This is a genomic window from Pseudomonas sp. Pseusp9, assembly GCF_059491265.1.
The window spans coordinates 3,411,926-3,433,368 of the sequence record NZ_CP168500.1 but is presented as its reverse complement, the minus strand read 5'-3'; the positions used below and the strand labels follow the sequence as shown (position 1 = coordinate 3,433,368).

Genomic DNA, 21,443 nt, shown 5'->3' with positions numbered 1-21,443 from the left:
TCGACGGGACAATTATGAAAACGTAATTGTTCGCTGTATTGCGGGATATTTTGCTGGCTGCAGTCACGAGTTCGCTCGAAGTAATAAGCGTTTGACTCGAGGCCCCGACAGCCAGGCGGTTTTACACTCAGGCAGGTTTCAGGGCGAGATATGTGATGCTCAAACTCAAACGCATTCTATTGATAGCCCCCAGCGAAATGACCCTGACCCCGGCTTTTGAGCGTGCACATGCCTTGGCTGGTGCAACCGGTGCCTTATTGCACATTGTCGCGTTCGATTATGTCCAGGCTCTGGCGGTAGCCGGTCTGCTTGACCATGACGCTATGGCTCAGGCTCGAGAAGGCTATCTGCAGGTGCACCGTCATTGGCTGGAGCAGCAGGCCCGGTTTCAACGATGTGGCGGCATACAGGTGACCACCGAAGTGGTCTGGGCCAAGTCGAGCCTGACAAACCTGCTTGAGTACGTGAACGACTTTCATCCGGACCTGGTAATCAAGGACACCCATTATGTGCCGGCACTTGACCGTGCCTTTCACCGGCCTGTCGACTGGCGACTGCTACGCGAGTGTCCGACTCACCTGCACCTGGTTACCAGCGCCAAAAATCCTAAACCCTTGAAAATTCTCGCGGCGATCGATTTATCCCATCTGGAAGAGCTGACTCGGGGATTAAATGATCGAATACTCGACCTGGCATCTACACTGGCGGCCAGTTGTGGTGCCCAGTTGCACTTACTTAATGTCAGTCGTTGGTCAGAGATAAGCGATGTGCCGATGAGTGTGCCGACAGGCAGTCTTGATAACAGTTTGAGGGACGCAATTGAAGATGCCCAACAAGAGGCTTTCGATGTGCTTGCCGAGCGCTATTGCATCAGCAATACACGCCGACACTCACTGACAGGCGTCCCCCACAAGATCATCGGACTTTTCGCTCAACAGAATGCCTTTGACATGGTGGTGCTGGGCACGGTTTATCACCGTGGGCGTGACCGGTTTATCGGCGATACTGCCGAGAGCGTGTTAAACCGGGCACCGTGCAGTTTGATGATCGTCAAGCCATTAGCCTTGCCCGATTGAAAGGAACGCCGTCGAGCTTGCAGTTGATAAAAATCAACTGTCCTTGAGCCAAAAGAAGCGATCAATAGCTTTCCCCTGAATGCGCAAGGAAAACGGCCATGCGAATCACATTTCTAGGTGCCGCGGGCACGGTAACGGGCAGCAAGTATTTGCTGGAGCATCGCAACCAACATGTGCTGATCGATTGCGGTCTGTTCCAGGGCTACAAACAACTGCGATTACACAATAGGGATCCGTTCCAGCTCCCGGTCAGCGATCTCGACGCCATTGTCCTCACCCATGCCCATCTTGACCACAGCGGCTATTTACCGGTACTGGTGCGCAATGGTTATCGCGGCCCGGTCTACGCCACGCCCGCTACCTGCGAGCTGGTGAAAATTCTGCTGCTGGACAGTGGTCGCCTACAGGAAGAAGAGGCTGAGTTTGCCAATCGGCATGGCTTCTCAAAGCACAGCCCTGCGTTGCCGCTTTACACTGAGCAAGATGCGGAGCAAGCACTAAAACTGCTGCGGCCGGTGGAGTTGCACCACAAGGTGGAAATTGCCACGGATATGACGATCCAGCTTCGTTGCGCCGGGCATATCCTGGGTGCAGCGACGGTGGAGGTGGTTGCTGGCAGCCAGGCCTTGGTGTTTTCAGGGGATTTGGGGCGGCCTGACGATCCTTTAATGATCGCACCGGAAACTGTCGAGCGGGCGGATTACCTGCTGGTGGAGTCTACCTACGGTGATCGTCAACATCCGGTCGAGTCGCCACAGGTGCAATTGGCCGAGGTCATCACCCGCACGGCGTTACGCCGAGGGATTACCCTCGTGCCATCGTTCGCGGTTGGGCGTGCTCAACTGCTGATGTATCACCTGTATCAGTTGAAGCGGAAACGGGCGGTTCCAGATATTCCAATCTACCTCAACAGTCCGATGGCCACCGATGTCACGCTTTTGTACCAGCGTTTTCGGAGCGAGCATAGATTATCTCTGGATGAGTGCGAAGGCATATGCCATGTGGCGCAATTCGTACGCACCGTCCAGGATTCGAGAGAACTGGATCAGCAAAGTACCCCGGCGGTGATTATTGCCGCCAGCGGCATGGCGACAGGAGGACGGGTTGTCCACCACCTCAAGGCACTCGCTCCCAATCCGATTAACACGCTGTTGATGCCTGGCTTCCAAGCTGGTGGCACCCGTGGCGCGCAAATTGTTGCGGGAGCGCCTTCGGTTCGTATCCACGGCAAAGACGTGCCGATCCGCGCCGAGGTGGTACCCATGCAAACATTGTCCGCACATGCTGACGCCGATGAAATCATGCAGTGGCTGCGTGGGTTCAAGCGACCTCCAAAACATACCTTTGTCGTCCATGGGGAGCTTAACGCTTCGGATATGCTGCGCCGGCGCATCAGCCTGGAGTTGGGGTGGTCGGTGTCAGTGCCGGAGTATCGCGATAGCATCGAACTCTCCAGTATCGATCTTTCTGCAAGTATATCAACGTGACAAAAAGAAGCCCCGGCCGTTTAACCGGCAGGGGGCAGGTTCGCCTGCGATCAGTCGGCCTTGATAGGTACGACCTTGCCCGCGTTCATTCATCGCGTTTTGCATCTGCTGGTGCGATCCTACGCTACAACCTCGACACTGGCGTCTTCCAGGGGGCATGGGTTCCGTCTACAGATAAGAATGCTCCATTTGCACCGTTTGGCATCGTCCGTGAGGCCTTCCCGCAAGAGGTGCTTTACGTCGGGAGCAGTGTGTCCAGCCACGGAGGCTCGCCGGGGAAGCTCTTGACCTACAGCTCAACTGGCGCATTTCTAGCCAGCTTTTGGAGTGCGTCATCACACGGTGACTTCCATCCTCGGGGCATTGTGTTTGGCCCTGACTGTCTGCTCTACGTTTCGGTGCAGAGCCTGAAGAATGATGGCTTGGGTGGGCAAGTCATGCGTTTTGCTGCTGACGGCAAGTTCCTCGGCATCTTCATCTCCGATAAAGGTGGGGTGGGCCAGCTGAATCGGCCGGAGGGCTTGGTCTTCGGCCCAGACGGTCGGCTGTATGTCACCAGCTTTAGGGCCAATTCTAACGATACGGACTCGATCCGCATCTACGATCAAGCCGGCAAATTCGTCGACAAGATCAATCTTTATGAGCCTGGTAAGGATCGCGCTTTCGCCCAGGCGCTGTTGTTTGGGCCGGGAGGCAAACTGTTCGTGCCCATCACCAACACTGGAGAGGTTCGTCGCTACGACGTGGCGAGCAAGCAGTACCTATTGTTTGTCTCCCCAGCCAAGAGCGGTGGCCAGCTGCGTGAGCCTTGGTATTTGACCTTTGGCGCTACCGACGCGAAAACGTTGAATTACCAAGAGGTTGTTGCGGGCGGGCCTAACCTGCTGCGGTGCTTCTGCCAGGATGGCACGATCGTTGAGGCTTGCGCAGCGTTGGACTGCTTTTCCAGTGCCGAACAAGATGCGATCTGTGCACCGGCCTGCGCAGCTCGGGGCGGTGAAGCGGCGACGGGGTGCTTTCAAAACGACCCCAATGCGCAACCCAACAGCAGACACCTGCGGGCGCCTTGGGAACAAGGCAACCCGTTGGCCCGCTCGGGCGTTAAGTTGGCGGATGGACGCAGAACCGGACATCAGTCGCGCCCCGAGCACAGTGGATCACGCAGTGCCTGCGCGACTGACCTTCGCACTCCGGGGCAAGGGATTTTTTCCGTAGTGTGAAGGGGGGGTGAACCTAGGAACCTGAGGTCGTCGTGCATTCGCTGAGGGCATTCCAGAGATACCCGTCGGCAAGAGGTGATTGCCGTTCGCTTACGTTAAAAACTTGGAAGTCGTTTGATTAGGCGAGCTAATGCTGCGAGTCGTGCGGTCGTATTCGCGGCAACCAATAACGGTGACAGTGATGCAAAAATGCAAAGCCCTGAAGGTTCGCGTCTTCGGGGCTTTTATTTTCGCCTTCATCCCTTAATGATTGGCGAGCGTGGCTGCGAGAATACCAGCGATGTATCGTTGATTCACTACTGCGATAGGGAGATTGTGTTCGGTCGGCAGGACGTCGTGGAGGGGGCTAAAAGTTGTGCGTAACTTTCTCACGCACTTATAAGCTTTTATGGGCAGTCGGTTGCAGCGAGCGCCAGTGTTAATGGCCAATACAAAGGGTCTTGTATGGGCACTGCGTGCATAGGGGGCTAGATAATTTTTGGTTACTTTCAATCAGTCACAAAAGGCTGCTAACGGTAAGCGTCCGGTAAACCCACATTGACGCCCACACGGCAGGCACGTAGTGCTGTGCTACGGTCGCAAAGACAAGTTACGGGACTTGGCTAATCGACAAAGGACTCGTTGACACATTGATGAAAGAGTTCCTCGCAGCATACGCCACACGATGTCTCTCTATTGCTGCAACCCAACCGGTTTAGTTGCGCAACACGGGATGCCCGGACGCATCCGAATATTTAGCAGGCGGTTACGTGGGGTTTCGCGTAGCGCTTGGCGCCCCCTCCCAGCGCGGATGACGCCACCGCTAGCTTTAACTGGGCGTGAATGGTAAGTCGCTCAATATGTTCCTTAGGTCTCCCCAAGGACTAGTACACTCTTTGGCATTAGAACATCCAGCGTTATGCTGGAAAGGCGTATCTGCATGCCGAATTGTCTGGATGGACTTGCACTTGCTACAAGCCACAAAGTCTTCCGATAACGTCCACGCGTTCGTCCAGTCGAGCAACCTTCCGCTGGGGGTGCTATTTTTATGTGAGTTCATTCTGAACATTATTTTCAAGCCTCGGCTGTGAGTTGTATCCATATGCTGTCCAGCTTTTACCTCTTTGAGCGCCGATTGTGTCCGATGGATGTCGGCGTCAGTTTCAATCGCTAGGCCTGCGTTATCACAAGAGTGGCCTACGTGATTAACTTTATAATTCCGGCCATTTTTAGCCGTCACCAGATAAAAATGGTGCCACGCAGGGTATGCCAATCCAATAATTACATTCGCCCCTGCGCGAATGAACAATCTGCGCAATTTCAAACTACTGAAAATAACGTCATTCTGCTTGGCCTATCCACTGCATTGCTCACCTGATAGCCACCCTGCCAGAGCCGCTGTGAAGAAACCGTTGTCGGGAGCTTTGGGGCGTTGAAGATGGTGTTAACGGGTTCTTGACGGTGCTAAATGCAGACTGAGTTCCTCGAGTTTTAGAGGACACCGATATGGCTTGTTCAATTGAAAAATGGCTTGTAGCAGGCGTTCTTGGACTGTTACTGGCACAACCCGTTTTCTCTGCGTCGGAGACTAAAATCCCGGCGAAGGTATTTGGATGGGTTGAGGAGGGAGTGTTGGAGCCTGAGAACATTTCGGTGAAGATCAAGCTCGACACGGGAGCGTTGACCTCCTCTCTGGATGCCAAGGATCTTGAGCTATTTGAGAAAGATGGTGAAAAGTGGGTTCGATTCAACGTCGAGGTTAAGGACTCCGAGACTGGAAAACAGGTCAGTACGCCGTTTGAACGTAAGGTTGAGCGCCGAATCAAGGTTCGAGGTGCGGGTGGGGCGGAGCACAGGCCGGTTGTGTTGATGAGTATCTGTATTGGCGATCATGTCTATAACGAGCAATTCTCACTCAAAAATCGAGGCAAGATGAATTGTCCCGTGCTGATTGGGCGGCGTACGCTGGAAAACCTAGGCGCTGTGGATGCTTCACGTACCTTTACGATGGAACCTAAATGTAGAAGCCAATCTGCTTCTAAGTGAGTGGTCGTAGCAGTATTTATCAGCTGTGACAGGGAACTGCTCCGCGTATGAAGCTGTACGAGACATTCAGTCTGAATTAGATAAAAAGGCCATGCCATGCGAATTTTGATTATTGAAGACAATCCAGACATCGTGGCCAACCTGTATGAGTATTTTGAACCTCTTGGGCATGAGCTAGATAACGCCCGCACTGGGCACGGCGGGCTGGCTCGCATAGCGGAGCAACGTTTTGATGTGATCGTGCTGGATGGCAGGCTTCCGGAGCTTGATGGCTTGGAAGTATGTCGACGTTTACGAGAAGATATTCGTTGTGACACTCCCGTGTTGATGCTCACCGCGCGCGATACGGTTCATGACAAAGTGGATGGGCTGCAGGCAGGGGCTGATGACTATCTGGTCAAGCCTTACTCTCTGATTGAACTGGAAGCACGTCTTCATGCCCTGGTCAGACGAGCTGGTACGTCATCTACCGGCCAGATACTGCGTTTTGGTGAATTGGAGTTCGACACGGGGCTCTTCGAAGCACGCCGTGCCGGTCAACGGTTGGAGCTGACACCCTTTGGTTACAAAATGCTGACGGCATTGCTTCGGGCCGCCCCAAACTTGGTCACTCGGGAAGAGTTGGAGCAGGAGCTTTGGAAGGACGATCCGCCGCTCAGTGATGCTTTACGAAGCCACATTCATGCTCTGAGGCAGGCCATCGATAAATCCTTCCCACTTTCTCCACCGATGCTTCTTACTGTGCCGGGAGTCGGCTATCGCCTGGTTGACCATCATGTTCCACAGTGACTCGTTACGTGGTCGAATGGTTGCCGCCTATGTACTGCTTGCAGTGATCATCGTGGGTTTTTTTACTGGTGCCGCATTTTTTGTCGTCGCGAATATTGAAAAGGAGCTCATTGATAAACGATTAGCCCATGCAGCGGAATTATGGGCGGCAGACTCCTATAGTGTCGTCCAGTCACAAACCCTGGATCTCAGCTTTTTCAAAGGGGCTCTTATCCCCGAGCCCCTCCAGAAAATGGCGAATGGGACTCATGAGCTGAAGTTGAACGGTAGAGCACTGCATGTTTTGTTGGGAGAGGCCAATGGTGAGCGTTATGCGGTGGTTGATGACCAGAGCGACTTCGAATCCATTGAGTCATCCTCCTACATCACTTTAGGTATCGCATTTCTGGGAGGGATCGGTTTAGCCATCCTGATTGGTAGGGTTAGCGCTAACCGAGTCATTTTGCCACTGACCAAGTTAGCCAGCGCAGTACAAAGCGCGCGCAGAGATGGATCATTGCCAGGTCTTGAGGCCACCGATGAAATTGGTGTGTTAGCGAGGGCCATTGACGACAGAACGACCCAGTTGAGTCTTGCGCTTCAACGCGAGCGCTGGTTTACCGCTGATGTCAGTCATGAGCTGCGCACGCCGCTGACGATCATGCTGGGGGCTGCTGAGATTCTCACCAGCCGTCTACAAGATCGTCCAGATCTTCTCGTCATGACTGAGCGTATTAGGCGTAATGCGGCAGATACGGCACAGCAAGTCGGGGCGTTGTTGCAGTTAGCTCGAGCTCCGGAAAACACAGACTGCGTTCCCATCGATTTGAGGCCGCTTGTTGAGCATGAGCTGGAGCGTTGTCAGCCCCTGCTGAGAGGCAAGAGTCTAGAGTTTAAACTTGTTGCGGTTGAGAAGGTGACGGTCAACGCCATCCCCGAACTGGTCACTATCGCACTCAGCAATCTACTGCGAAATGCTTGTCAGCATACGGAGCGGGGCATAATCACCCTTTACCTTAACTCATCGCATATTGTTGTGGAGGACAGCGGTGCGGGGTTACCTGATGCGGTACAAGCGCGCCTGTTTGATCGATTTGTCAGGGGGGATGATGATTTCACCGATGGTTCGGGCCTGGGCTTATCAATTGTCAAACGCGTTGCAGATCACCTTGGGTGGGGGGTTAAACATGAGCCCAATCCAAATGGCGGGAGCCGTTTTACATTGCGGTTTACCGATGTGTAGCGTTGTTCCAACGACCATAGAATTGAGGCGGCGCATGCACACGGGCTGATTCGTGAGATCGATTCGAGCGCCCCTCCATAAGCAAGAGCACCGAATGAAAGATATCCTCGAACACTTGCGTCGCTGGGCCAAGAATCTCAAGCGTCAAACCATGGTTCTCTGGTTTTGTTATCAGCATCCACAAATGCCATGGCTGCCCAAGTGGATTGCAGTTTTTGTCGTGGCCTATGCGTTGAGCCCAATCGACCTGATTCCCGATTTCATTCCGGTACTGGGGTATCTAGACGACGTCATCATATTGCCGCTTGGCATTCTGCTCGCAATCCGACTGATGCCACCGCATGTGCTTGAGGCGAGCCAACTAAAGGCAAGTGAGTGGGAAAAAAATCATGTCAAGCGTCCAGTGAATAAAGTGGCTGCTTTGGTCATTGTTCTGGTTTGGGGAGCAGTCCTGGCGGGTGCTTGGTTCGCCTACAAACGCTACTAAGTAGACGAGTTCTGCCTTTCACAGTCGTTCCTCGGTGCCGATGAGTAAAGGATGAAAAAATGAGTAGCGAAAGCCCACAAGCCAACGCTGAGCGTCTTCGTATTCCGCGCACGATATGGGCGTTGGGCTTTGTCAGCCTATTCATGGATCTATCGTCTGAGCTGGTACACAGCTTACTACCCGTATTTTTGGTCACGACATTGGGTGCGAGTGCATTGACCGTTGGGGTGATCGAGGGGGTTGCTGAGTCGACTGCCATGCTCGTCAAAATATTCTCAGGCGCCATCAGCGACTTTATCGGCCGACGCAAAGGACTGTTGCTGCTCGGATATGGTTTAGCCGCTCTGACCAGGCCACTTTTCCCCATGGCTCACTCGGTTGAAGTGGTCTTTACTGCACGCTTTCTGGATCGCATTGGCAAAGGTATTCGCGGAGCGCCACGAGATGCCCTGGTCGCCGATGTGTCGCCACCAGAGATCCGTGGCGCCTGCTTTGGAATGCGCCAATCGATGGATACCCTAGGGGCTGTTTTTGGCCCCGTTCTGGCCATCTTGTTGATGTTGTTGCTCGCCGATATACAGCTTGTGCTGTGGTTTGCAGTGATTCCAGCAACAATAGCGGTGGCTCTGATTGTCGCAGGAGTAAAAGAGCCCGTACACGCTGGCGGCGAACACAAATTTCGCTCTCCGATTCATTGGCGTGTCCTTCACGATTTCTCCTCCGGGTACTGGTGGGTTGTCGTCGTTGGTGGGGTGTTTACACTTGCCCGGTTCAGTGAAGCGTTTCTTGTTTTACGGGCGCAGCAGATGGGCTTGTCGGTCACCTGGATTCCCCTGGTGATGGTGGTAATGGCACTTTTTTATACGCTGTCCGCATACCCCGCAGGTTGGCTATCGGATCGTATCAGTCGCACCAGGCTGCTCTGTGTGGGCATGGGCTTACTCGTCCTTGCGGATCTGGTGCTTGCTCAGTCCAGCTCCGTTTTTACGATGATGCTGGGCGTTGCATTGTGGGGGCTTCATATGGGATTCAGCCAAGGCATTCTTGCCTCGCTGGTAGCCGATAAAGCGCCTGGAAAACTCAAGGGCACCGCCTTCGGTATCTTCAATCTGGTCAGTGGTGTTTGCATGCTGATCGCTAGCGTTCTTGCGGGCTGGCTATGGCAAAGCATTGGATCGGACAGCACGTTCCTCATGGGGGCATTGCTTGCCGCCACAGCTCTGCTCTTGCTGTTACTTAAGAAGCAATAATTTCTCAGGCAAAGAGCGGAAGAATTTCGATCTGATCGAGCAACTCACTGGTTGAACAGAGCGTGTCAGTAGTGGGTAGGCTCAGCATGGCGAGCTAACAGGACTTTGCCATCCCAATCCACATCTGCCGTTCCTTCGGTTCGAGTTAGCTGCCGCGCACCGTCAAAAGCGGATGCTAGCGTGCTCCGTGGTGCGTTCACATCTGGCTGTGTCGACGTCAACGTGATGAGGGATAGGGGATGATAGAAACGCTCCTCCACAACCGAGCCCGTCCACAGCGATGAAGTACGCCCGTTCGTGAGCTCGAAATCGACGACCCACATTCGAAGCACGAGGCGCGAGCTGGTAAGTGCGCCATCACTATTCGGTCGAACGAGGGGCAGGCTGGGGAGTACAGGGCGCAAATGGCCGACCACACTATTGGTAATAACCCCCGGCTTTTGTTGCCGGAAATAGCGATTTCCAGATTGATCGAGAGTCTTTTTAAACTATTCCTCGCGCCTCCCGCCTTCAACCTCAAAAGCTGGCTATACACTCCATTGAAAATGAGTATTGAGGTACTGCCCGGATGCGTACAGAGACGAAAGCCCAATCACATTCTGAGACCCTGGTCAAAGAAACGGATCAGACCTTGGTCGAATCAGAGGCTGGCCAAACGTTCAGTGACGCAGTGCCCGGGAGACAGGGAACCCTTGCGAAATTGCGCCATTTAAGCCGCTCAACCCAGTTCGTGATCTGCGCCACAATCATTCTGGGGTTGACCATGACGCTCGTTGGAAATCTCGTCAGCCAGAGTATCGAGGATGCAACGGTTCAAACGGCGGCAGAGACGGGCGCGCGTTATATGGAGAACTTTCTCGAACCTTTCGTCCAGGAATTAACCACTGCCAGGGAACTCCCCGATGGAACTATTCAGACCATTGATAACCTGCTGTCCAGCACCTCGTTGAGTACACATGTTATCTCGGTGAAGATCTGGCTCCCAGACGGCACGATTGTCTACAGCACCGACAAATCCGCGGTTCAAAAAAAATTTCCGACAGAGGAGATCTCACAGGCGCTCACCGGCATGATCTATACAGAACTGGACAATGATCTTGAGGATGATACTGCGGATGATGTTGAGGATGCTTTTGAGCGAAGCCTGAATATTCCGCTCTATGAAATTTTTGCTCCACTGCGCGAAGCGGGTACTGGAAAGATTATTGCGGTTGGTGAGTTCTACGAAACCGCGGAAGCGTTACAGCGAGAAATCAATAGCGTTCGCAAGAAAGTATGGGCGATTGTTGGTACAGCAACGATGGCCATGATTTTGCTTTTGTTTTTTATCGTTCGGCGTGGCGACAAGATAATCAAGCAGCAGGAAACAGCTCTTGAATGGCGAATGGATGAGCAAGCCAGGTTGCACTCGAATAATGCCGCCCTTCAGCACAAAGTCACTACCGCCAATCGCGAATTTTCCAGAATCAATGAACTCACTCTTCGCCGGATCGGGGCAGATCTTCATGATGGCCCTGCTCAGCTGTTGGCACTTATTCTCCTTCGCCTTGAAGAGCTCGAAAATTCGGAAGGCGCCTCAGATGGGGAAGCCGTCGAAATGATCAGGCGTGCCGGCGAGGATGCTTTAAACGAAGTGCGGGAAATATCACTCGGCCTGGCACTTCCGGAAGTCAATGATCTGACCCTGCACGATGCGCTGGTATTGCTGGTTCAGCGGCACGAAGAGCGAACCGAGACGCGAGTTAATCTGCAGCTTGATACGCTTCCAGACGACGTACCGATAGCACATAAAATCTGTATTTACCGCTTCGCCCAGGAAGCATTGAACAATGCCTATATTCACGCCGGTGGAAAAGGCCAAAAACTCAGCGCCTCTCACTCCGAAGGCCTGCTGGAAGTGCAGGTCGAGGATGCGGGAGTGGGTATTTCAACCGAGAAACCGAGTGTGCCAGGTCGAGGCAGAACTCATCTGGGTCTTGTCGGCATGCGCTATCGCGTCGAGTCCCTCGGCGGAATATTCACCATTGAATCGGCGCCCCATGCCGGAACCAAAGCCAGGGCGCAGTTCAAAATCTGATCACCCGTGCCAAAATCATCATTGCACTCAAGTCACCGCAAGCGCTTATGACTCGTTATCTGGCTACCCGTTGTCATTCAAGTCGCGGCGTTGAAGAGCGCCACACAAGCCAGGTATATGGTCACTCTCCCAATGCCGTCTCACTGCTGCGACTGCCTGCGTCCGGTTACGAACGCGTAGCTTGTACATGACATTTGTCATGTAGTGCTTGATGGTCTTCTCGCAGAGCTCAAGCTTGATCGCAACCTCGCGGTTGGTCAGGCCCTTCGATACCTCCCGGATAACTTGTTCTTCGCGATGAGTCAGCTCGACCTTTTGCTTGTCACCCGCGTGTTTTCTGAAATTGCTTAACAGCTTGCTGGCAAGTTTAGGTGTAATGAAGGTTTCACCAGCGGCAACGTTTCTGATGATCTGTACAAGCTCACGACCGCTTATGCCTTTCAATGCATACCCCTGTGCGCCTGCTTCGAGAGCGGAATAGGCGTCCTCGATGGACTCGGATACCGTCAGCATCAACACTTTAACGGTCGGCGAAGAAGCCGAGATCGCTCGCACGGCAGCAAAGCTGTCGCCCGGCATGTTTACATCCATCAGCAACACATTCGGCGCAAAACGAGCGGCAATTGCCAGGGCATCATCGGCAGACCCGCCCTGCTCGAGCACCTGAAAGTCAGCTATTTTCTTCAGCGCCATTGTGATCCCATCCCTTAACAGCGGGTGATCATCAACGATGCCAATCCTGATCATGGAACTCATAAGAAGCTCCTGATTGGAGGCGATGGAGCTGCATGCTGGTGTCGTGCTTTTCATTTTTCACCCCTCGCGTCATGCCGAACCTGGCAAGCCCCGTTGTCTTCATGATGTGCGGGACGACAGCTATTGCGGGTATTTGGGGGCTGCAACTAATGAGCCATTTCATCAGGGCGAAGAAAAAGCTCAAATCCATTAGCAGGATGTTCCGAGTGTTTCAGGCGAGAGGAAGGTGAGGCGGGGGAATATTCCTCACATCAGGTGGTAAACGCCCGGTGGGTGGGTGAAATGCCCCATTTATGGAAATAGTAGCGGCCCCGTTTCACCGACCGTTTTCGGTAGGGGCTGCTTGCCCTGAGGCGGCATGGATTTAACTAGTCGAGAAGGGCCGCTTCTGGCCGATTGTCACTGTGGCGGAAGGCGGCAGCTTGTAGTGTACTGTACAAAGCTCACGACTGAAGATGACCTATCAGGCCCGAGAAGAAGCCAAGGATGAGTGACGTCGACTTAACCGGGAGCGCCTTCAAAACGTACTTTCGGAGCGGGAATCCATGACTGCGCTGTAGGTATGAGCAGTCCTACAAATCATCCAACGCATGGTGTTCCGAAACAAGTGGATCAAAGGCTCAGGGACGTACGACCTATACCACATTGAGAGGATTGTCAGCCCTTGGTTGACCTTGGCTGCTCTGTATCTTCCATACCCGTCCCCTTTAGATCAGCTCCCGTACGCTGACACCTTTTGGCAGGGAATCTCTGTTGATAGTTACCTGGTAGTCACCGAAGCTGCGGGCGGGCGTATCGGTCTCACCAGGCACCCGAGCGACCTTCACTGTATCGAACAGCACATGGGCCGGCGCATTACCCATAGGATGTTCGTGCTTGAATACGATCAACTTGCGTGCCGCCATTTCACCACGGGTAGAGGATCGGTCATGTTCGAACATGTTGATCAGGCTGCGCCAGAGCAATTCGAGATCGTCTTCAGAGAAACCAGTCCGCTCGGCCAACTTGGCCGAGACAAAACCGTGGGCGCGGTACAGTCCATAGGGGATGATGTGTTTACGGCCCATTGTGCGATTGTCACCGCCTTGCTCCTCGGCTTCTTTCGCCGTGGTCACGGCCATGCGGGTGATGGCGATTTCAATGGGCACCACCGGATCGATGGAGGTGGCAAAGGCCATTTGAATCGGGCCTCGCACCTGACCGCAGTTAACGCCTGTGCTCATCACCGCGCCAAAAGTACGCACGTCGAAGAAGTTGACGCACATCCAGTCGGTCAGCTCCTTGGCCTTCGCCAAGTCCTTAGGCAACTTTTTGTAACCATCCTTGACATCAGGTGCGATATCCAAGGCCTTCCATGCCAATTCGTGCTGACTATTCAGTACAGATTTTTCCTGCATATAAATGGCGTAACCCGCACCGCTCTCTTTCTCCAGACTGACGTAGTTGCGGATCTTGCGCTTGAGGCAAACATCGGAGACTAACCCCCGGCTGGTCTCAGGGTCGAGGCGCGGAAGGTTGCCAGCATCCGGATCGCCATTCGGATTGCCATTAATGACATCGAACAAGAAGACAAACTCGTAACGGTTGGCGATGATACTCATTACTCTGTTCCTTGCTCTTTGTCGGGCGACTTATTGATGCTGGCTTCGCTGATAGGGCTAAAGCGTGCCTGGGATTGTTGGTAATAGCCGATGGCGAAACGCCCCTGATCCTCAAGTTTCAATCCGCGTGGGAATTGGGTACCGAAGCCATCGATGATTTCGCCTATCTCGCGCTCCAGATGATGGGCCAACCCCGGGCTTTCCTTACGCAGCTGGGCCAGCTGGTTTTGCATATTGCGCAACAGCATTGGAAAAATTGTGGCAGGGGTTGCTGACGCCACGCCGTAATAGCGATCACGGATGCTGATATTAGTGCCGAAGGCATAGCGCTCGGCGCTTTCCAATATTGCGAACAACCGTCCCAAGCGATAAGCGATGTTGCTGGCTTCCTTATCGAGGCTCACAGGCACCTCCTCGTTGATTCCCTTGATGCCAAGGCGCAGGTCGCGATTCAGGACTGCCTTACACAGCGCCACCCGCAGACCGGAGACATCTCCATCGGAACGCATACGCATGATCACGTTGGTTAGCAGGCTTCGCGGGTAGCGGCTACCGGTCAAAACGGCGCGGGTCACTTCACCGGCCAGTTGTGGCGCAACATCTTCGGCCTTAGCTTTGCCATCTCGGCTAGGGGCCGTAGCGTTGAGCACGCGCCAGATCGCCGGCTCGTTTTTCCAAGGCGCCGGCTCGATATGCAGATCCTGGTAATGCTCGGCCAGGCGTTGTGCAAAAAAACTCAAGCTGCCTGTCTGCCAGAAACGGACTGACAGGCGAGCAGCATTCGGTACCAGACCCAGCACGAACAACTGCGTGTTCTCTTCAAGTTGTAACCCCAGATCACGTAAGGAGCGGCCCTTACCTACAGCATCCAGTATGCAACGTAACTTGGCGGCTTCCCGGGCATCGTCGCTGGCTGGACTGAGCAGGTCAGCAATCATCAGTTCGGCATTACTAGCCTCCTCTGAGGTATCGGCTATGGCCCAGAACACGACGCTGGCATCACCAATTTGCATGCGCTGGCGGTTATGTACATCCCGTCGCAACAGATGGTTAAGCACCGTTGTGTAGGCGAAAGCCACGACCTCGGAGATAGGGGCGTTTGCGCCCTGACTTTTATCGTAGGAGCAAAAGGAGTCCAGGTTGAAGGAGACGATGGAAGCACCGGAACTCTGGGCACCATTAACCCCCTTTATAGCAGGGTGAAGACGCGCCAATGGCAGACACTGGCCAGTCACCAGGCATAAACCTTCATGACTTTTAGAATTCGTCAGCAGCTTGGCTCTGAGCAGTTGCGCGGCAGGTTGCTCGTGCAGGTAGCGTTGTTCACCCTCGATGCGGAACACAAAATTGGCATCGAGCATTTCTTCACTGAACGGTGGCGCTTGAAATCGATCAGGAGACCAGCTCTCAAGAAAAGCCAAAAGTGCTTGAAGGGAGGGATCAAGTTCATCAATTAGGCATTGCTGATGTAGAGTCTTGAAAGCCTGGTGTTCTTGGTTGGTGCGCCCGATTGCCTTAGCACTGACGCCCAATACATAACTGGACTTATCCCAAAGAAAATTGGGCTTGATTGCGAGCGTTCGTTTTTCTGATTGAGGAACAGTTAGGCGCTTAGGTTGCGGTTTCTTGCCGGAGTTGTCGCGCACATCCAGCACATCCACCAGATCGCCCTTGGCCGACAGTACTAACGCATAGCTGATGTTCTCCTTGCTGTAGCCAAACACAGGTATCTTGTCTTGCCCGGCCAGGCGCAGGTAATAGTCATTGAGCGCAGCGAGGATCATGCCTTGACCTTTGCCGTGATCAAGGGCGGCACTTCGATAAGGCCGTCAAGCATCTGCGCCCGGAAAAAATGTGGGGTTTTGCCATCAGCAAAATCGATGTCATGCAGCATCCAGCCCAGATCACGAGACCCGGCCAACGCTGCATCGGCAATCGGTTCGACTGTGCCGGGCTCAAGTAACTGGAAATTGGCGGGAAACTCGCGCACCCCCAAGCAGGGCGAATGGAAGTACTGCCCCTTGCGAACGCGACGATTAAAAATATCCAGGTGTTTTCCTATAGAATCGCTGTCATCGGCCTTTTCGGTCAGCACGAAGTGTGCCTCGATGACATAGGCGACATCCCTCAGGATGGTGGCCGCGCGCTGCTGGCGGTGTTCATTGACAAAGGTAATCAGACCGTCTGTGCGGTTGGCCTTCATGGCCTTATCAACACTGTCTGAGGATAGTTTTCCACCCACCTCGTTACGCCGCAGTGACTCGAATCGAATCGGTTTGAGAACCTGAATTCTATCCACCGACCAGCGAATTGCTGGTTTCCAATGTATGGCTTCGAGAATACCGCGCGCAGCAGAGGGCGTGATCACGTCATAAGAGACTCGCTCCACCTTCATTTCTGGCCGGGTAAAACAAGCGCGTTCGCCCCAGATCAGCAATCGAATTCCGTAGGCCATCTGGCCCTCCTTCTCGGTTTGCTTTCCACGCCAGCGAGACCGCGACCTCTGCTTACAAAACAACCTTTTGCTACTGATTAAGCTCGAATTAGGAGTCTCCCCCAGAAGGTATAGTCGCCTATAGGCTATCGCAGGTTGTCCTGGTGGAATTTAATCGCTGTTTCAGCGAAGAATAGGCTTTGATCGCGTGCCTGATGATTTTGGTTGAAGGCGAGCTTAAGCGTCACCTAGATGCGAAGCTCGGCCGCACTCCGATGGTCAAACGGGGCCGAAACTGCTTCAAGCGAGGTGCGGTAGCTGTTCAATGCGCGAAAACATGTCGGGTGCGACATCCGTCGGATAGTCGTCTTCCTCATGCCACGGGAAGCTTCACTCCACACGCCCGTGTGAGGAGTGACATAACAATCTGGGCATACAGGAGTGCCCTGGGAAGTTTCAATCCGCACGCCCATGTAGGGCGCGACACCACCTTTATCTTATAGTCCAATTATGGCTATAAAGAAAACTCTCCATTCTTCGCGCACTACAACGTATTACCACGATAGAGAAAGATAGGTGTGTTGAATCGGGACAAAGCTACCTGCTGCAAACGGCACCAAATGCGGATCGATTGATCGTCACCAATTGGATCAAAGCAACTCCAGGATAGCAATGGTAAACAACCAGCCGATGCTGAGGGTAATAGCCAGGTAGACAATCGCGAGCATCAGAGGGTGACTCCACATGGCACTAACCTCCCATAACCGTTGTTTTTAATTTGGTGCTTGGTAAATTGGGAGCTGTGAAAGTCATGAGCTCATATGAGCTGTAAGGCAATAATTAAGCCATTTGAGTGAAGGGCATTTGGATGCGCCTTTGGCCTGCAACGCTACGTTCAAGGCTACTTCTTTCAGATGGAAACTGTCCCTGAATCTACCCCCAAAAAGATGAGATTCCCCACATTTGGGGAACATTCGTCCGGATGCCAACCAGCGGGATTGAAGACCTAAGCTAACGCTTTGCTACAGGGAGGCACACGGCAAAACAAGGCAGATAGGAAACTGGGGACGACTTAGCAGACGGACAATGTTAAATGATGTTTTTGGCCGACTTCTGTCTGTTGCGAAGGGTAGAAAACGACCCATTGCAGCTACTCTCCCAACGACTGTGATTGGGATAAAGCTACCTGCTGCAAATGGTACCAAATGCGGACTGACCGAACGGCACCCATCGGATCAAAACCAATGCAGGAGCGCAATGGTATACAACCAGCCGATGCTGAGGGTGATAATCAGGTAGACCACCACGAGCATCAGAGCATGATTCCACATGACACTGACCTCCCATAAACACGGTTTGAGGCGCGTCAGGGGCGTCTGATAAACCGAATGAACTCAGGTCATTCCCGTACCACAGCATCCGTGCTGCTCCTGAATCGGCGGGCACTTCACCGTGCCAAACGAACAGAACACACAGCAGTCACCAGGATTCGGGCGTAGCAGGGTTTTGCAACTGCCACACTCGTAGAAGAACTGGCAGGCGTCCGTGGGCATGGCTTCCTGCTTGGCGAAACCGCAATGTGGACAGGTCAACACGGATTCGAGGATGACGGCGCTCATGGTTGCCTCGTTTGTGCACGGTGAAGGGATAATCCGCATTCGTCGTCGCCTTGGTTAACACCTCAGGATCCGCCGATCTGTTGGGCCATCGTTTTCTCCATTGAATCGATCTAACCTAGAGTCACTCTACACCCCGTACCCGGGTACAGAATCAAGGGGCGTGTGATGGCGACAGAGCTGAGTATCGGCAAGTTGGCGCAATCTGCCGGGGTGAACATCGAGACTATTCGCTATTACCAGCGACGCGGCTTGCTGGATGAGCCACCAAAGCCGCTCAGCGGTTGTCGGTGCTATCTACCGGAGCAGCTCAAACGGCTGCGCTTCATCAAGAGGGCGCAGGCGCTGGGATTCACGCTCGATGAGGTGGGCGCATTGCTGACGCTTGATACGGCGTGCACGTGTAGCCAGACTCGGGCGCTGGCCGTGCGCAAGCTGGCACTGATCGAGCAAAAGATCGCCGACCTTGACGCAATGCGGCAGGTGCTGGGCGCACTGGTGCAGAAATGCGACGCAGGCGTCGGTGGGGCCTCTTGCCCTATCATCGATGTGCTTAACAGGGAGTGATGTCTGGTTGCAGGGCATCATGCACAGGCATCAAGCCAGCACCGCGTACCGGGTAGACATAAGGCTGCTTGCTAGCGGTCAGAAATGACCGCCTCAGCCGACAGTTGTCCTTCGTGAGAGGCGCATCCAACCCTTAGCGGTCTTCCGAAAAAGCTATACGGGATAACGCGAGTCAGTGCTTTTTCCCCACAGGTCTGCGAGGGCGGCTGTGTGAAGACGAGGGTTAGGGCAATGCGCGGGCTCTTCTTTCCACAACCCTGAAACTCAAGCGCACTGATGTTCCCTGTTGTTCATGGTGGGTCAGGCTGGCTTCTCCGCCAAAACTTTCCATGATCTGCTTCACCATAATTAGCCCGATGCCCAGCTTGCCTTGCTTGGTGGTGTAGAAAGTTTTGGAAGCCATCATTTCTTCTTGCCGTGACGTTCCATTCCCGGTGTCATCAATGGTGAGATGCAGCCATTGATGGGTTTCATCAACATTGGCCTGGATGGTTAGTTTCCCCCCACCCTGCATTGCTTCTATCGCATTGGCGATGACACTATTCAGAATTTGAGAAAGCAACAGTGGATTACTGATGATCCGGGGGGTGGGTTCATTTTTGAACTCGACCTGGATTCTTGATTGAGCCAGTTGCGGGCTGAAACTGGCCAGCACGGCCTGTACCACCATCATCGGCTCCACCAGTTCCGCCTCTCCACGGATCGGTCGCAAGCACATCAACAACTCATGTACCCACTGCGACATGCGATCCACCTGGCTGACAATATCGTCGATGTTCTTCTTCGCGGGTTGGCCGTCCATGTCGTTTGCCAATTCTGCGCTGGAGCGGATGCAGGCCAAGGGATTACGCAGACTATGAGCGACTGCTGTAGACATCTCAACCAAGCCCACGTAGGTCTTGTTGGCGACGAGTTGCGCTTCCTGCGACGCCAGTTGAATCGATGCCCGTCGCACAAGCCAATACAGCCCGAAATAAAGCAGCAGACCGCCCATCGCAGTAGACAGCCAGATAATCCAGTGGCCACGATTGAGGCGTTCGCTTAGATCGGCTGGTTCCTTGTAAATTTCCACCACCGCCAGAGTATTCCCCAGATCATCTACCAGAGGGATGTAGCTCTCGATGAAAAACATTTTGGGAGCGAGCGAAAATTGCTGTTCGGGGCGGCGTTCATCAGCATTGCTGTATTTGGTGGAGACCCGGTCTTTCGAGCTGAATGCCGCTTCAAGTGACTCGTCGTTCAGAAATTTTTGCCCAATAAGCTGCGGATTAGTCGACCACATTACTGTCCGAAGAGGGGAGTAGATATTGATGAGGAGTGAATCCGGGAGATGCGAAAGGTGGTCGAGGAACTCGAAGCGCGCATGGTGCCTTTTCTTCGCCATTTCTTCCGACAGCATTCCATATTGGGTAGCTGCCAGAACGTCACCCATCCGCATCCCGGACAACCCGTGATGACGTAACTCACCCACGGCGATTGTCTGGATAAATTGTGCTGACAACAGGGCATCGCGTTCCAGACTTTCGTTGACCAAGAAACGCGTCGACACAAAACCCAGCCCAATAGCTATCGAACTGATGAGGATGAAGCTGATGATCGAAAACCAGCGCAGAAGGTGGGATGGTTTGGTCGGCGCAATTGAGTCGGCAGCTCCCCAGGGTTTGCGTCTGAATAAAGTTGATGATGGTTGCATGGGAGTGTCCTGTGCGTACTGCTTCGCCAGTTGTAGCCGCTTGAACCACTCAATGAATCGTATATGAATGCCCAGCATTCTTTATGCCAACAAATCAGGGCTTAGCCGCGTAGGCAACCCAACCAGTGTTTGACTGTATTGATGCTTGAGAGGAGGCAGATTGAATGTCTTGGCAGTGTCGTCAGCACCAAAGGCAAATGCAGACTTTGGGGAAATACAGCCAACTTTGGGTACATGGCCCCCGTGAAAGGTAGGGCTAGTGAGTCTAAAGAAACCGTTAGTGACTGTTGCGGAGTGGGAGGCTAGAGATTTGAAGCGCCAAGTGAATAAGCATGCTGCGGTGCTCATCGTACTGACGTGGTCAATTGCCGCTATTGGTGCGTGGCGAGCGTGGGTTGATTGACAAAGGATCGATGGAAGAGGGGGCTTTCGTCCAGCTCCATGAATGGTTGCAGCAGCACTTCTCTCGTCGGATCAAATCCAATGCAGGAGAGCACTGGGTATACAACCAGCCGATGCTGAGGGTGATAATCAGGTAGACCACCACGAGCATCAGAGCGCGATACCACATGACACTAACCTCCCATAAACACGGTTTGAGGCGCGTCAGGGGCGTCTGATAAACCGAATGAACTCAGGTCATTCCCGTACCACAGCATCCGTGCTGCTCCTGAATCGGCGGGCACTTCACCGTGCCAAACGAACAGAACACACAGCAGTCACCAGGATTGGGGCGTAGCAGGGTTTTGCAACTGCCACACTCGTAGAAGAACTGGCAGGCGTCCGTGGGCATGGCTTCCAGCTTGGCGAAACCGCAATGCGGGCAGGTCAATACGGATTCGAGGATGACGCCACTCATGGTTGCCTCACTTGTGCACGCTGGAGGGATAACCCGCCTGCGTCGTCGCCTTGATCAACGCTTCAGAGTTGGCTTTATCGGGGTCATAGGTGACGATGGCCATCTTCTCGGCGAGATCGACCTTGACGGCACTCACGCCGGGCAACTGCTCCAGCGATCTCTTGATCGTGATCGGACAGATCGGACAGGTCATGTTCTGAACGTCGAGCCTGATGGTTTGCGCTGGAGCCGCCAGTGCGACGAGGGCCTGGGTGGCGAGGACGGCAATTAGCAGTTGGCGCATG

General features: G+C 53.6%; 18 protein-coding genes. 10 read left to right on the top strand and 8 right to left on the bottom strand.

Features of this window, described 5'->3' with window-relative positions; translation table 11 throughout:
- Positions 1-155: 155 nt before the first annotated feature.
- From ACEN8E_RS15375 to ACEN8E_RS15335, 9 genes are all read left to right on the top strand, one after another.
- Positions 156-1,076: a universal stress protein gene (locus tag ACEN8E_RS15375; protein WP_495588817.1), complete on the top strand. Its 921-nt coding sequence runs from the start codon at positions 156-158 to the stop codon at positions 1,074-1,076.
- Between the two features lie 98 nt (positions 1,077-1,174).
- Entirely contained in the window at positions 1,175-2,563 is a 1,389-nt protein-coding gene (locus ACEN8E_RS15370; RefSeq protein WP_495588816.1) for an MBL fold metallo-hydrolase RNA specificity domain-containing protein, read from the top strand.
- A 284-nt stretch (positions 2,564-2,847) separates the two neighbouring features.
- On the top strand, positions 2,848-3,783 hold the full coding sequence (locus ACEN8E_RS15365) for an NHL repeat-containing protein (RefSeq protein ID WP_495588815.1): 936 nt from the start codon (positions 2,848-2,850) through the stop codon (positions 3,781-3,783).
- Positions 3,784-5,268: 1,485 nt separating this feature from the next.
- Positions 5,269-5,808 carry a retropepsin-like aspartic peptidase RloA3 gene (gene rloA3, locus ACEN8E_RS15360; protein ID WP_495588814.1) on the top strand — a complete coding sequence of 180 codons (540 nt, stop codon included), beginning with the start codon at positions 5,269-5,271 and terminating at the stop codon, positions 5,806-5,808.
- A 96-nt stretch (positions 5,809-5,904) separates the two neighbouring features.
- A complete protein-coding gene (locus tag ACEN8E_RS15355) occupies positions 5,905-6,597 on the top strand; it encodes a response regulator transcription factor (protein WP_495588813.1) in 693 nt (230 codons plus the stop codon).
- Complete coding sequence (locus ACEN8E_RS15350; protein WP_495588812.1) at positions 6,584-7,819, top strand: sensor histidine kinase; 1,236 nt, start codon at positions 6,584-6,586, stop codon at positions 7,817-7,819. The genes ACEN8E_RS15355 and ACEN8E_RS15350 overlap by 14 nt, the downstream gene beginning before the upstream one ends.
- Before the next feature lie 94 nt (positions 7,820-7,913).
- On the top strand, positions 7,914-8,306 hold the full coding sequence (locus ACEN8E_RS15345; RefSeq protein WP_495588811.1) for a YkvA family protein: 393 nt from the start codon (positions 7,914-7,916) through the stop codon (positions 8,304-8,306).
- Positions 8,307-8,365: 59 nt separating this feature from the next.
- The gene (locus ACEN8E_RS15340; RefSeq protein ID WP_495588810.1) at positions 8,366-9,556 is read left to right on the top strand and encodes an MFS transporter; all 1,191 of its coding nucleotides are present in this window, start codon (positions 8,366-8,368) and stop codon (positions 9,554-9,556) included.
- Between the two features lie 568 nt (positions 9,557-10,124).
- Positions 10,125-11,633: a sensor histidine kinase gene (locus ACEN8E_RS15335; RefSeq protein WP_495588809.1), complete on the top strand. Its 1,509-nt coding sequence runs from the start codon at positions 10,125-10,127 to the stop codon at positions 11,631-11,633.
- A gap of 63 nt (positions 11,634-11,696) precedes the next feature.
- Here the strand turns inward: ACEN8E_RS15335 and ACEN8E_RS15330 are convergent, their stop codons facing one another.
- From ACEN8E_RS15330 to ACEN8E_RS15310, 5 genes are all read right to left on the bottom strand, one after another.
- The gene (locus tag ACEN8E_RS15330; protein ID WP_495588808.1) at positions 11,697-12,389 is read right to left on the bottom strand and encodes a response regulator; all 693 of its coding nucleotides are present in this window, start codon (positions 12,387-12,389) and stop codon (positions 11,697-11,699) included.
- Positions 12,390-13,096: 707 nt separating this feature from the next.
- Positions 13,097-13,990, bottom strand: a complete 894-nt coding sequence (cas7c, locus tag ACEN8E_RS15325) for a type I-C CRISPR-associated protein Cas7/Csd2 (protein ID WP_495588807.1) — start codon at positions 13,988-13,990, stop codon at positions 13,097-13,099.
- The gene (gene cas8c, locus ACEN8E_RS15320; protein WP_495588806.1) at positions 13,990-15,774 is read right to left on the bottom strand and encodes a type I-C CRISPR-associated protein Cas8c/Csd1; all 1,785 of its coding nucleotides are present in this window, start codon (positions 15,772-15,774) and stop codon (positions 13,990-13,992) included. The genes cas7c and cas8c overlap by 1 nt, the downstream gene beginning before the upstream one ends.
- On the bottom strand, positions 15,771-16,445 hold the full coding sequence (gene cas5c, locus ACEN8E_RS15315) for a type I-C CRISPR-associated protein Cas5c (protein ID WP_495588805.1): 675 nt from the start codon (positions 16,443-16,445) through the stop codon (positions 15,771-15,773). Before cas5c ends, cas8c begins: the two co-directional genes overlap by 4 nt.
- A gap of 1,373 nt (positions 16,446-17,818) precedes the next feature.
- On the bottom strand, positions 17,819-18,043 hold the full coding sequence (locus ACEN8E_RS15310; RefSeq protein ID WP_495588804.1) for a GDCCVxC domain-containing (seleno)protein: 225 nt from the start codon (positions 18,041-18,043) through the stop codon (positions 17,819-17,821).
- A gap of 165 nt (positions 18,044-18,208) precedes the next feature.
- Here ACEN8E_RS15310 and merR point away from each other — a divergent pair, with 165 nt between their 5' ends.
- On the top strand, positions 18,209-18,607 hold the full coding sequence (merR, locus tag ACEN8E_RS15305; protein ID WP_495588803.1) for a mercury resistance transcriptional regulator MerR: 399 nt from the start codon (positions 18,209-18,211) through the stop codon (positions 18,605-18,607).
- A gap of 223 nt (positions 18,608-18,830) precedes the next feature.
- Here the strand turns inward: merR and ACEN8E_RS15300 are convergent, their stop codons facing one another.
- The 3 genes from ACEN8E_RS15300 to merP form a co-directional block, all read right to left on the bottom strand.
- Complete coding sequence (locus tag ACEN8E_RS15300; protein ID WP_495588802.1) at positions 18,831-20,300, bottom strand: sensor histidine kinase; 1,470 nt, start codon at positions 20,298-20,300, stop codon at positions 18,831-18,833.
- A gap of 634 nt (positions 20,301-20,934) precedes the next feature.
- On the bottom strand, positions 20,935-21,159 hold the full coding sequence (locus tag ACEN8E_RS15295; RefSeq protein ID WP_495588801.1) for a GDCCVxC domain-containing (seleno)protein: 225 nt from the start codon (positions 21,157-21,159) through the stop codon (positions 20,935-20,937).
- A 7-nt stretch (positions 21,160-21,166) separates the two neighbouring features.
- Positions 21,167-21,442, bottom strand: a complete 276-nt coding sequence (gene merP / locus ACEN8E_RS15290) for a mercury resistance system periplasmic binding protein MerP (protein ID WP_495588800.1) — start codon at positions 21,440-21,442, stop codon at positions 21,167-21,169.
- Between the last annotated feature and the right edge of the window lies 1 nt (position 21,443).